General features: G+C 35.5%; 17 protein-coding genes and 2 tRNA genes. 12 read left to right on the top strand and 7 right to left on the bottom strand.

Annotation, left to right across the window (positions count from 1 at the left end):
• Positions 1-210: 210 nt before the first annotated feature.
• The 3 genes from BA053_RS07850 (at position 211) to murB (ending at position 2,211) form a co-directional block, all read left to right on the top strand.
• Entirely contained in the window at positions 211-357 is a 147-nt protein-coding gene (locus BA053_RS07850; protein ID WP_156518219.1) for a hypothetical protein, read from the top strand.
• A 97-nt stretch (positions 358-454) separates the two neighbouring features.
• Entirely contained in the window at positions 455-1,333 is an 879-nt protein-coding gene (gene hemC / locus BA053_RS02835) for a hydroxymethylbilane synthase (RefSeq protein ID WP_065106734.1), read from the top strand.
• Complete coding sequence (murB, locus tag BA053_RS02840) at positions 1,324-2,211, top strand: UDP-N-acetylmuramate dehydrogenase (protein ID WP_065106735.1); 888 nt, start codon at positions 1,324-1,326, stop codon at positions 2,209-2,211. Before hemC ends, murB begins: the two co-directional genes overlap by 10 nt.
• Here murB and BA053_RS07240 read toward each other — a convergent pair.
• From BA053_RS07240 to BA053_RS02855, 5 genes are all read right to left on the bottom strand, one after another.
• Complete coding sequence (locus BA053_RS07240) at positions 2,208-2,435, bottom strand: hypothetical protein (protein WP_167347032.1); 228 nt, start codon at positions 2,433-2,435, stop codon at positions 2,208-2,210. The genes murB and BA053_RS07240 overlap by 4 nt on opposite strands.
• Positions 2,436-2,553: 118 nt before the next feature.
• The gene (locus BA053_RS06705) at positions 2,554-2,688 is read right to left on the bottom strand and encodes a GIY-YIG nuclease family protein (RefSeq protein ID WP_245611025.1); all 135 of its coding nucleotides are present in this window, start codon (positions 2,686-2,688) and stop codon (positions 2,554-2,556) included.
• A 124-nt stretch (positions 2,689-2,812) separates the two neighbouring features.
• Entirely contained in the window at positions 2,813-4,624 is a 1,812-nt protein-coding gene (gene glmS, locus BA053_RS02845; RefSeq protein ID WP_065094677.1) for a glutamine--fructose-6-phosphate transaminase (isomerizing), read from the bottom strand.
• Positions 4,625-4,704: 80 nt separating this feature from the next.
• Positions 4,705-5,076 (bottom strand): preprotein translocase subunit YajC, encoded by a 372-nt coding sequence (gene yajC / locus BA053_RS02850; protein ID WP_015589055.1) that lies wholly within the window; start codon positions 5,074-5,076, stop codon positions 4,705-4,707.
• Positions 5,077-5,216: 140 nt separating this feature from the next.
• Positions 5,217-5,290, bottom strand: a tRNA-Asp gene (locus BA053_RS02855).
• A 191-nt stretch (positions 5,291-5,481) separates the two neighbouring features.
• Here BA053_RS02855 and rpsB point away from each other — a divergent pair.
• From rpsB to BA053_RS02890, 7 genes are read left to right on the top strand one after another with little or no spacing between them, the layout of a single operon-like run.
• Entirely contained in the window at positions 5,482-6,330 is an 849-nt protein-coding gene (gene rpsB, locus BA053_RS02860) for a 30S ribosomal protein S2 (RefSeq protein WP_065094671.1), read from the top strand.
• Positions 6,311-7,171 carry a translation elongation factor Ts gene (tsf, locus tag BA053_RS02865; protein ID WP_065106736.1) on the top strand — a complete coding sequence of 287 codons (861 nt, stop codon included), beginning with the start codon at positions 6,311-6,313 and terminating at the stop codon, positions 7,169-7,171. Before rpsB ends, tsf begins: the two co-directional genes overlap by 20 nt.
• Positions 7,172-7,181: 10 nt before the next feature.
• Positions 7,182-7,925 carry a UMP kinase gene (gene pyrH, locus BA053_RS02870; protein WP_065106737.1) on the top strand — a complete coding sequence of 248 codons (744 nt, stop codon included), beginning with the start codon at positions 7,182-7,184 and terminating at the stop codon, positions 7,923-7,925.
• A gap of 7 nt (positions 7,926-7,932) precedes the next feature.
• The gene (gene frr, locus BA053_RS02875) at positions 7,933-8,490 is read left to right on the top strand and encodes a ribosome recycling factor (RefSeq protein WP_065106738.1); all 558 of its coding nucleotides are present in this window, start codon (positions 7,933-7,935) and stop codon (positions 8,488-8,490) included.
• Between the two features lie 6 nt (positions 8,491-8,496).
• Positions 8,497-8,871, top strand: coding sequence for a hypothetical protein (locus BA053_RS07630; protein ID WP_167347031.1), 375 nt, complete (start codon positions 8,497-8,499; stop codon positions 8,869-8,871).
• On the top strand, positions 8,872-9,567 hold the full coding sequence (gene uppS, locus BA053_RS02885; RefSeq protein WP_065095335.1) for a polyprenyl diphosphate synthase: 696 nt from the start codon (positions 8,872-8,874) through the stop codon (positions 9,565-9,567).
• Positions 9,557-10,183: a phosphatidate cytidylyltransferase gene (locus BA053_RS02890; protein WP_065094666.1), complete on the top strand. Its 627-nt coding sequence runs from the start codon at positions 9,557-9,559 to the stop codon at positions 10,181-10,183. The genes uppS and BA053_RS02890 overlap by 11 nt, the downstream gene beginning before the upstream one ends.
• A 24-nt stretch (positions 10,184-10,207) precedes the next feature.
• Here BA053_RS02890 and BA053_RS02895 read toward each other — a convergent pair whose 3' ends face one another.
• On the bottom strand, positions 10,208-10,399 hold the full coding sequence (locus BA053_RS02895) for a zinc-finger domain-containing protein (protein WP_065094665.1): 192 nt from the start codon (positions 10,397-10,399) through the stop codon (positions 10,208-10,210).
• A 68-nt stretch (positions 10,400-10,467) separates the two neighbouring features.
• Positions 10,468-10,974, bottom strand: a complete 507-nt coding sequence (coaD, locus tag BA053_RS02900) for a pantetheine-phosphate adenylyltransferase (protein ID WP_065094664.1) — start codon at positions 10,972-10,974, stop codon at positions 10,468-10,470.
• A gap of 81 nt (positions 10,975-11,055) precedes the next feature.
• On the opposite strand from coaD, the gene BA053_RS02905 reads away from it, so the two are divergent.
• Both BA053_RS02905 and BA053_RS02910 read left to right on the top strand, forming a co-directional pair.
• Positions 11,056-11,128, top strand: a tRNA-Phe gene (locus BA053_RS02905).
• Between the two features lie 89 nt (positions 11,129-11,217).
• On the top strand, positions 11,218-12,231 hold the full coding sequence (locus tag BA053_RS02910) for a type 1 glutamine amidotransferase family protein (RefSeq protein ID WP_065094663.1): 1,014 nt from the start codon (positions 11,218-11,220) through the stop codon (positions 12,229-12,231).
• The last annotated feature ends 109 nt before the right edge of the window (positions 12,232-12,340 follow it).

Here is a 12,340-nt window from a genome sequence, read left to right on the forward strand (position 1 = left end):
CCTTTTTTTTCGCTTGGTAAATTTTTTAATATTTATAGCTAAACGACAACCGTCATCCCGCTGCTTGTTAGCGGGATCTAGAGATACCGCGAATGAATCGCGGTATGACGGTTAAATAATTCGTCATCCCGCTACGTGTTAGCGGGATCTAGAGATACCGTGACGGTATGACGGTTCGCGGTGGTATGACGATAAGGTTTATACCTTGTCATGCAAGTACTAGAATCCAGTAAGCTTATTTATGCATATAAAAGGTTATTATTTTGTAAAGTCAAAGTTGCTTTTGGTTTTAAGTTAAAGTACAATAAATGCAAAGGCTCATATGATGAATTAAACTGGATCCAAGTACTTGAATGACATCAGAGAGAGGGTAACCGAGGTTCATGCGATACACGCTACCAAAGTGTTTAAGTAATTAATTAGGTTAAAGTTTGGTATTCAAACAGTCGTACATATGCTAGTCAAAATAGGTACCAGAGGAAGCAAGCTTGCAGTTGCCCAGGCTTTGGAAGCAAAACAAAAGTTGCTGGACTCTTTTCCTAACTTATCTATTGAAATTGTTAAGATAAAAACTTCTGGAGATAAGTATGCAAACGCAAATCTTGCTGAAATAGGAGGTAAAGGATTATTCATTAAAGAAATTGAGGCTGAATTGCTCGAAAATAATATAGACATGGCAGTTCATTCGCTAAAGGATATGCCTGCGTTTTTCTCAGGGAGTTTAACAATTCCTTGTGTTTTAGAAAGGCTAAGTCCATGCGATGCGTTTATTTCTCATAAACACAATAGCCTTGAATCTTTGCCACAGCAGGCTACTATTGCCACTTCTTCAATAAGAAGAAAAGTTCAGTTGTTAAATGTTAGACCAGATTTAAATATAGTACCGCTACGTGGAAATGTAACAACTAGATTGCAAAATCAAAGTTTTGATGGAATAATTCTAGCTGAAGCAGGACTCATAAGATTAGAAAAACATCACTTGATTACAGAGGTATTGCCACCAAAAGTTATGTTAAGTGCAGTGGGGCAGGGGGCGGTTTGTATTCAATGTAGAAGGAATGATGTAAAAATTATCGATCTTTTAGAGAAAATTAATAATAATATGTCTTTTATAGGAGTGAAATCAGAGCGCAGTTTTATGAAGACAGTGAATGGTTCATGTTTTACACCACTTGCAGCTTTGGCTGAATATGTGAGCGAAAATATGCTACACCTTCGTTGTATGTTGGCAGATGGAAAAAATATATACTTCACTGAGCGCACTTCATTTATAGAAGATGCGGAGAAAATGGGTATGGATGCAGGATTAGAGTTGAAATCAAAATGCTTATAAGCTTACCTAAAGTACGTGGAATCTATCGTTATGACATCTTAATGTCTAAAGCGACGTGGTTAAATGTCGGTGGACGAGCTGATATATTATTTAAACCACGTGATATTGAAGATTTAACATGCTTGATTAAAAACACTGAGTTGCCAATTAACGTTATCGGTGCAACATCCAACATAATAGTGCGAGATAGTGGCATTCGAGGAATAACAGTAAAATTGGGTAAGGAATTTTCATATATAAAAAGTAAAGGTAACAACTCTATTGTTGCAGGTGGTGCTGCGTTACTTAGTAACTTTGCTTACTTTGCAGGAGAGCAACAAATTAGTGGACTTGAGTTTCTAGTTGGAATTCCAGGAACAGTTGGTGGCGGAATAGAAATGAATGCAGGTGCATATGGTAGTGATATCGCAAGTGTTGTACAATCCATAAAAGCAGTGAATCTAGAGGATGGAAACCTATATGAGTTCTCCAGCGAAGAAATGGGGTATTTTTACCGTGGACATAGCCTAAAAGGAAATTGGATTTTTGTTGAAGCTGAGTTTAAAGGAGTAAACTCAGAGTATGAGCTTATACTGCAAAGGTTAAAGGAAGTTATTGAGAGGAAAAATAAAAGCCAGCCAATAAGAGGAAAAACTGCTGGGTGCATATTCAAAAATCCAAAAAACTACCGAGCATGGGAGTTAATTGATAAATCTGGCTGCCTAGGGTTAAATATTGGTGGAGCTAGAATCTCTAAGAAACATTGTAACTTCTTGCTCAATTACGATAATGCAACTGCATCTGACTTGGAAAACCTTGGCAACAGAGTAAAAGATGCAGTAAAGGATAAATTTAATGTTGAACTTGAGTGGGAAATAAGGGTTTTGGGTAGCTATTAGATAGTTTTTATAGCTTCTGTATATTCGTTCAGGAGAACGGCAAATAAGGTAGACAAGTAATCTAAAAAAATAATCATAGAGAAAACGTGAGGTAATGTGGTTAATCTGTATCCGTTCAGGGTAGCGGCAAGACCATAGAGTAAAAGTGAGTTTACAACAAATGGTGTCATCCCAGTGCGTGACACTGGGATCCAGCTTTTGATCGAAAATGTTGTATAGTGCACAATCAATTTTTCTGGATCCCAGTGTCACGCACTGGGATGACACCTTTGTGTTTGAGGCAAAATTGGCTATAACACTTAACATACTGCCTTTGCAAATAAATGTTCGTACAGCTGTGTGTCACGCACTTTGCTTCAATATTTGTGATGCCCCTGAACAGATACCCCAAATTCGTTTAATTAAATTTGACGTTATACCTATATACAGGGTCCCATTTCGTTCACTTGCAAGTATATAAACATAATAACTTTTCATATATAGTAACCTGGATCCCAGTGTCAGCTACTTGCATGACACCATTTGTTGTAAACTCACTTTTACTCTATGGTCTTGCCGCTACCCTGAACAGATACAGAAGTTTAGCTTTAACTTAAATGGACTACTCAACCGTGACAGACTTAGCTAAATTTCTTGGACAATCTGCATCTAACCCTTTTTTTGCTGCAGTAAAGTAAGCAAGGAATTGCATAGCAACACTGTAGATGATTGGAGAGATAAAATTATCAGTGTCTGGAAGTTGCACCACATCTGCGCAAACTCCCCTTAGGAATGGCGCTCCTTGTTTATCACTGAAGGCAATTACTTTGCCTTTTCTTGCAATAATCTCTTGTATATTAGATAGCGTTTTAAAGAATAAATCATCATAAGGGATAATTGCTATAACAAGCACAGTAGAGTCTATTAAAGCAATAGAACCGTGCTTCATTTCTCCCGCTGCAATACCAATTGTATTGATGTATGAAAGCTCTTTTATCTTCAATGCACCTTCCATTGCAACTCCGTATGAACTTCCTCTGCCAATTAAAATAACGTTATTGTGTTCTAATATGCTGCCTGATATATGTTGTATTTTCATCACATTTAAAACATGCTCAACATACTTGGGAATAGAGTTAATAGCGTTGCTTAGCTGTTTTATTCTCTCTCCACCCAGTATACCTTTTATTTTTCCAAGCTCCACGGCAAAGCATGCTAAAGTTGCAAGTTGCGCAGAAAAGGTTTTTGTTGAAGCAACACCAATTTCTTGCCCAGCAAGAGTATGTAACACAATATCTGAGATCTTTTCAATGCTGCTGCTAAATGTATTAGTTATACTTATGATTGTTTGCTTCTGTGATTTCGCATAACGCAGCGCTTCTATGGTATCTGCAGTTTCGCCAGATTGAGAGATAAATAACCCAATGCTGCCTTCTTCTAGCTTGACGTTGCTATACCTAAATTCTGATGAGATTTCTAGATATACTCGAACTTGAGCAATACTTTCCAGCCAATACTTCGCTATTAGCCCAGCAAAATAAGATGATCCGCATCCAACTATAGTAATGTAACTCAGCTCAGAAAACAATTTTTTGTTGACCTCTTTATATTGCTTGTAAAATTGATTTATTGTTTTGTTTAATGCACGCGGTTGCTCAAAAATCTCTTTTAACATGAAGCTAGGGTAGCCATTTTTGCTAATTAGAAAATCACTTGGACTACTATTTTCTATACTGCGTTTAACTTGTGTACCATTGTTGTATATACTAACTCCACTAGATTTTATCACTGCAATATCATCATCTTCCAAATGCGATATTTTTTCCACAAATGCACTTAAAGCATTAGAGTCAGATGCAGCAAACACTGTGTTACAGTTATAGCCTATTGCTAAAGGCAAATTTCTCTTCGCAACAAATAAGGCGTCTGGATATTCTGCAAATAATAAGACCAAGGCAAATGAGCCGTGTAGGTTGTTTAAACACTTAAATAGAGAATCAACTGGCGACAATCCTTCATCGAGATATAAGGTTAGCATGTTTGGTATGATCTCTGTGTCAGTGTCAGTATGGAATGACATGCCCCTTTCTTCTAGGCCCTTTTTTAGCAGATTGTAATTCTCAATTATGCCGTTATGAGCAACAACAACATTATTTGTACGAATGGGATGAGCATTTTTAAGGCCTGGAACTCCATGTGTAGCCCAGCGAGTATGTGCTATACCAACTGTACTGTGAGACATCTTGCTGTCATCAACAACTTCACATAACCTTTCGACTTTACCTTCTGATTTTTTGACTTCTATCTTACCTTCGTTATTTATGATTGCTATACCTGAGGAATCATATCCCCTATATTCCAATTTTTGTAACCCAGTTAGTAAGGTTGGTATTACTGAATCACCGCTACTTACTACACCAAATATTCCGCACACAAATGGATCACCAAACAAACTTTTTTCTAAACATGTTAAGCATTTTTGCCTTTATTACTGGTTGATTTATATTCTTTTTATCATTCTTTCGATTTTACCTTTTTAATTGGTTTAGCTGCTACTTTTTGAGTTTCTTTGCTTAAAACCTCAGATATAGCGGACTTTAGAACTTTTATCTCAACTTTTGGTGCTATTTCTATTATAAATTGTGCATTTGCCTCATCAACTTTATTAACTTCACCTATTATTCCACCAGAAGTAATGACTGTATCACCACGTTTTATTTGATCTATCATCTTTCTATGTTCTTTTAGTTTTTTTTGTTGCGGGCGAATAATGAGAAAATAAAATACCACAAATATTAAAATCAATGGAGTAAAACTAGCAAAAGATGCGCCGATACTTGATGTATTGCTAGTTGCATCTGCTGCAAAAACTTCAGAAATGAGCATATTTAATCCTAATTGTTAATGATAAAAACAAACCTATTTAAGTATTAATTACAATACCATGCCATATCAAGTTTGGTGAAGGCGTTTCTCAATACCGGCAATAATACTGCGAATCCTAAGTTATGCTAAAACTAATATGACGGGAGTGATGAGACTTGAACTCACGACCTCATGCGTGACAGGCATGCGCTCTAACCAACTGAGCTACACCCCCCTAATTTCTTTTTAGCGTTTTCGGGCTTCAACTTTAAAGCTAATAAACATGTTGCCCTTTGTCAATATTTTTTGTTTGCGCTTTGCTGTCTTTTCTATTACTATGTAAATAATTTAATTTCACACATGGCTTGTACAAGTAGTCCCATTAGGGTTATGCCATGGAAGATAAACTATTTGGAGGAATGATATATGACAAATTTGCCTAAAGTCACTGTGCGTGATTTAGCTGAATCTGGTGTACATTTTGGTCACAAAATTAGTCGCTGGAACGCAAAAATGGCTCCATACATATATGGAGTGCATCAAGAAAATCGTATACATATAATTGATTTGCGAAAAACACTACCATTGCTACAGGTGGCCATGAAGGCTTTATATGACGTTGCATTTCAAGGTGGTCGCATTCTATTTGTTGGTACAAAGTTTCAAGCTTTTGATATTATTGCAAGTGAAGCGATTCGTTGTGGTCAATATTATGTGAATCATCGTTGGCTTGGTGGTATGCTTACTAATTGGGGCACTGTTTCTTCTTCGATAAAAACCTTGATGCAATATGAGAAAATATTAAATGACGAGGATAGCATTTTAACAAAGAAAGAATTGGGAAACATTGAAAAGAAAAAGCAAAAGCTTGATAAGGCGCTTGGCGGTATTAGAGAAATGGGAGCAATTCCTGATATCTTATTCATCATTGATACTAATAAAGAGCATATAGCGGTTAAGGAGGCTAAGAAGTTAGGAATTCCAATAGTTGCAATACTTGATACTAATTCTGATCCAGATGGTATTACTTATCTAATACCTGGAAATGATGACTCAAGAAAATCAATAGAGCTCTATTGTAAATTAACTACCGACTCTATATTAGCTGGAATAGAGTCTAGTCTAGCAAAATCTGGAGTTAAGATTGATGATATAAGGGGTGATGAGTTTATTCAAGAAAAAGAAGATGGTATTGTGCAAACTAAAAGGAGACGTAGTAAAGTTTACAAAGAAGAAGAAAGGGAGGTAGTAACAAATGAAGATGAATCCAGATGATATAAGAGAATTACGTGATAGAACAGGGCTTGGCTTAAGTGACTGTAAAAAAGCATTAGAAGAATGTGATGGTGACATTAAGAAAGCCGTTGATAAGTTACGTACAATAGGTCTTGCTAAAGCTGACAAAAAATCTGATAGAATAGCTTCAGATGGACTCGTTGCTATGTGTTTGACTGAAAATTATGGTGCATTGGTTGAACTCAATTGCGAAACAGATTTTGTTGCAAGGAATGAGAAATTTATAGAGTTAGTTTCAAATTTAGCATCAATTGCTCATCAAGAACGCTGTACTAGCGTTGATGAGTTAAAAAATGCCAAGTATGAAGGCATTGGCACAGTGCAGGAAGCTATTATGAATGGTACATCAGTTCTTGGTGAGAAGCTAGAGTTAAGCAAGCTTTGTTACTTAGAAGCTAAGGATGGAGTTGTTGCTGGCTACGTACATGGTGATGTGTGTGGCTTAGGTAAGATTGGTGCTTTAATTGCATTGCAATCATCTGGTGATAAGGCGAAGCTACAAGAGATTGGGAAACAAATAGCTATGCATGTAGTTGCTATGAAGCCTGAAGCTTTGTCTATAGATGATTTAGATCAAATGAAGTTGAACAACGAACGTTCTATAATTGAAGAGCAAGTGAGGAGCTTAAATAAACCTGAAGAAGTAGCAAAAAAAATAGTAGATGGACGAATGGCTAAGTACTATGAAGAAGTTGTTTTACTAGAACAAAAGTTCATAAAGGATGATAAAATGAAGGTTTCTGATTTTATAAAATCAAGCGAGGTGAGTGCTATTAAATTATCTAATTACAAGTTACTTGTTTTGGGTGGTGCAAACTAAATGGTAAAAAATGTTTCCCTCAACAAATGAAAAAAGCGAAATAAAATATTCCAGAGTGTTATTTAAAATCTCTGGTGAAGCTTTAATGGGGTCACAGTCTTTTGGCTATGATATGGGAATAATAAGCCAATTATGCAAAGATATAGCTGATATTAACAGGCTTGGAGTTCAGGTATGTATTGTTGTTGGTGGTGGTAATATCTTTCGTGGCACATCTGCGTCTTTAAGTGGCTGCGAAAGAGCAAGCAGTGATTATATTGGAATGCTTGCAACTATAATCAATGCTTTAATTTTACAAAACTTTTTAGAGAAAAATTTAGTAGCTTCGAGGGTATTATCTGCAATACCCATGGCCACTGTATGTGAACCTTACATAAGAAGGAAAGCTATTCGTCATTTAGAAAAAGGTAGAGTGGTAATTTTTGCAGCAGGCACAGGCAACCCATTTTTTACTACAGATACAGCTGCAGCTTTACGTGCTGTTGAAATGAATTGTGATATTATTCTAAAGGGTACGCAAGTAAGTGGTGTATACTCCGCTGATCCGAAAAAAAATGAGGATGCTGTAATGTATGATAGGCTTTCTTATACGGATTTATTGACTCGTGATTTAAAAGTTATGGATGCATCAGCAATTTCACTTGCTCGTGAGAATTCTATTCCCATTATAGTTTTTTCTTTGAAGGGAGAAAAAATAGTCAATATTATTAAGGGTCAAGGTACTTATACTATAGTTTCAGATTGTAAACAGTAGGTAATTTATGTTAAATGAAATAAAAGCTCAAACAAAAGAAAGAATGCTAAAAACTATTCAGTCCTTTCATGATGATATTAAAGGCGTACGCACTGGTAGAGCTAGCGCATCGTTGCTTGATGGTATAGTTGTAAATATCTATGGTGGACATCAAAAGTTAAATCAGGTTGCAGGTGTTTCGGTTATAGATAACAAAACTCTATTAATTAAAATTTGGGATATTAATGTTGTCGGTGAAGTGAAAAATGCTATATTAAATGCCAACTTGAATTTAAATCCTGTTGTTGAGGGTAATACCATACGTATAGCTCTTCCGGACTTAACACAAGAAACCCGTGAAAAATTAGTGAAATTATTGCATCAGTTTGCTGAAAATGCACGGATTGCCATTAGAAATATACGTAGAGATATTATGGAAGAAACAGAAAAAATGAAGGAAAATAAAGAAATCTCAGAAGATGATTTTCATGGTGCTAAGAAGGAAATACAAAATATTACTGATAATAATATAAAAAAAATTGATGGTGAATTGTCCATCAAAGAAAAGGATATACTGAATCACTAAGGTAATATGAAAGAAGCCTTCAGTAGTGAATATGAACGTTGTGATTTGAGAGCAAATTCCACCAAGAAGGGTGTCATGCAAGTAGCTAACACGCAACTGTTACGAACATTTGTCCGCGGAGGCAGTGTGTTAGCCGTTTTTGCCTCAAACACAAAGGTGTCATCCCAGTGCTTGACACTGGGATCCAGCTTTTCATACAATCTCGTCAAAAACGTTTGTTTTAGCATAAGACAGCTATTTTTATGCTTATCAGCTCAGTGTGCTCACTTGCAATCAAATTTCTGGATTCCAGTGTCGGGGCACTGGAATGACACCCTCCTGGTAGCACAATGTTCGTATAGCTGTGTGTCAGTTACTTTTATGACATCGGGTGAACTTTAAATGTTGAATCAAGAATCTTTACCGAAACATTTAGCAATTATTATGGATGGTAATGGTAGATGGGCGAGCAATCAAGGAAGGGTAAAAATTGATGGTTATAAAAAGGGCAGTGAAGTTGCATACGATATTGCCAAGTATTGTACGGACTTAACCATACCCTACTTAACTTTGTATGCATTCTCTATGGAGAATTGGCTTAGACCCAAAAACGAAACTGACTGTCTATTTGATTTATTTTACTCCGTTTTAACTAATGAAGATAAAGTCAATTTCATTTGCAACTGTAACATTAAGTTGAATTTTATTGGCAATTTAAGTCTGTTATCCAGTAAAATATTGGATCAAATTAAAAAAGCAGAAGAAATGACACATAAGAACGATGGTTTATTACTCACTGTGGCAGTCAGTTACGGAGCAAAGCAAGAAATTACACAAGCTATAAGCAATATTATAAAAGAAAATATTGCTTATGTATCAGAAGAGGAATTTGAAAAATTTCTGTATACTAAAGATTTGCCAAAATTGGATTTATTAATTCGCACTGGCGGCGAAAAAAGGTTAAGCAACTTTTTATTATGGCAAGCAGCTTATGCTGAATTGTATTTTTGTGATACTTTATGGCCTGATTTTTCTTGTCAAGATTTGAGTAAAGCATTAGAAGATTATACAAAAAGAGAGAAAAAATATGGTAGATAATAATTTTATAATTAGAATGTTGTCCTCAATAGTAATATTATTCATATTTTCCTTTGCTACATATTTTAGTGATTTATCGTTTTACCTATTGATTTTTTCAATAGCAGTTTTATCTTCTTTTGAATGGTATAATCTAACCCAAGGAAACAAAATTTTATACGTTTTTGCATTATTATTGATTGCACTACCAAGCGCCTCATTAATATATTTATATAATCTACCACAGGGAAAATACGCATTAGTATGGTTCGTCTTAACCATTTGGGGAATTGACATTACTGCCTACCTATTTGGCAAGAATTTTGGTGGAGCTAAAATTTGCCCAATTCTTAGCCCTGGAAAAACTTGGACAGGACTTCTTGGTGCGATTTTAGCTGGAGTAGTGTGCACAATTTTTGGATCAATATTTTTTGGTCTATTTTCAATTTTTTATTCTCCAATCATTGGCCTTGCAATTGCTATTCTAGCGCAACTTGGCGATTTCACTGAGTCACTTGTTAAAAGAGCTTACGGTGTTAAAGATAGTGGAAGTATGATACCTGGCCATGGAGGAGTGCTCGACCGTATGGACAGCTTCATTTTTACTGCCCCTCTTATTGCTATTTACATAAGCTAAGTCTGCAGAAGAAATAAAGTGCCATTAGAGGTCATCCCTAGTCAGCTCCCCAACCGCTTCTACAGTGCAGTCATGGACAAACGTCTTTTCACAATAAGGGCAGGCTATTTCCTCTTCTTCTCCCATATCTAAATATATTAATGGATGGCCAGAACCCTCATCATTCTCATCACCATGACAACAAACTTTTCTTTTATTAACCCTCACTTTTGACATGCTACTCCTTTAGCTTATAACATTTTATATATTAAATATACCTATCCAGAAATAAAAAACAACAAACACTATTCTCCATTTTTTATCCTATTCAGGTTAATCAATTCGTTTTGAACGCCTTTTGATACAAATTTGCTAACATCTTCTCCTAATCTTGCTATTTCCTTTACAAAACTTGATGAAATAAATTGAGTATCTTCAGAAGCGGGAAGAAATATAGTTTCGATTTCAGGAAGAAGTTTATAATTTACCCAACTCATTTGAAACTCGTAATCAAAATCCGATACTGCTCTTAATCCTCTAATAATAACAGAAGCATTCTGCTCTTTGGCAAACTTCACTAGCAACCCATTAAAGGATATAACATCTGCATCAATTCCTAGTCCTTTAATTTCATTTTCAGCCATGCTTGTGCGTAGCTTTGTGTCAAAGGCAGTATGCTTATTAACGTTTTCTGCAACTCCTATTATTAATTTATCGACTAGTTTACACGCTCTTTTGATTATGTCAAGATGCCCAAAAGTTATAGGGTCAAATGTGCCAGGGTAGATTCCTGTTCTGTTATTAATGTTCATCCTTTATTTTTATATAAACTACTTTAAAAACTTTTGATAGACATAATAACATTTTTTATCTAAAAATAAAAGTATACAGTTGGCCTGATAGCTCAGTTGGTAGAGCAAAGGACTGAAAATCCTTGTGTCGCTGGTTCGATTCCTGCTCAGGCCACTTTCCTTTCTTATTAAATTTACCTTTTTATTGTAAAACGTTCTATAATATGTTATGATATTGATATAAGTGTTGAGAGGGTAAACTATATGTATAAATATTATAGCAGAATATTTAATATCCTATTAAATATAGTTCTATTATTAAGCAATATTACTTATGCTGGCGTTAGTGAAAAACCGGCATCTCAACATGTAATCAGAAAAGAAGAACCAGCGTCAACTGTCTTGACGGCAGAAAATACAGTAAATAATGACATAGTTGTTGGTTTATTGAAAAAGGAAGGAGCATTTGGGCGTGAGGTATCTCAAATTTATGAGATATTCAATAATTTTGGAGTTAAAACCGTACTCATTGATTACAATAAAATAATTAACCTAACAGGAATCCAAGAAAAGTCGCTTATCTTTGCAAAACAAGATGAAGTGTTGGCGCTAGCACTAGACCGAATAAAAATTGAAGTTGCACGATTCATTAAAGAGCAAAAGATAAATAGAATATTTATTCTAAATGATCTTCATCAGCCAAAAACTCGCATTGCTGATTTTTACAACGATCTTGCTACTAAAGCAATTGTAAAAATAGTAGATGACAATCCTGCAATTCATTTACTTGGCATATGTGGTGGGTTACAAGACATTATGCGTGCAAAAGGAATTGAAGTAGCGGGTTATGAAAGACAGCAAAAGACCCATTTAATGTCAGCGCTTAATCCAAAGCAGGAAGATGTGCCTTTACAACAGATAAAGATTGTTCCAAATAGTCGTTTAGCAGAAGTGATAGCCAAATTCCTAATACCTGATGAAAATGGTTGGTTTTCAACATATTTTCCAGATGCTAACTATGCTCTCTCAAAAGTAGTAAGTAATACGCCAGAAAATAGAAGAAAATTGGAGTCACTTGGATATAAAGTTGCAGCATTTTCCAGTGAGGGGGTAATAGAGGCTATTGAAGATAAGCATGGTAATGTTCACTTTCAAAGTCATCCAGAAGCCCTTGTTGTGAAGTCAGATAAAAACCTCTATTTATCAAATCACAAGGAACGTCAAGTGTCTACACTAGTTGCTATAGCGATTATGAATGATTTTCTTTATCGTGCTTAATGCTAAAATAGTGGTTTATATGTATCCGTTCAGTAGAGTGGCAAAATAAGGTAGACGAGAAAAGACAACTATAGGAACAAATGGGTGTCATGCCAGTGCGTGACACTGG

Origin of the sequence: Wolbachia endosymbiont of Nomada ferruginata (genome assembly GCF_001675785.1) — a bacterium.
In the GTDB taxonomy this organism is placed as follows: Bacteria; Pseudomonadota; Alphaproteobacteria; order Rickettsiales; family Anaplasmataceae; genus Wolbachia; species Wolbachia pipientis.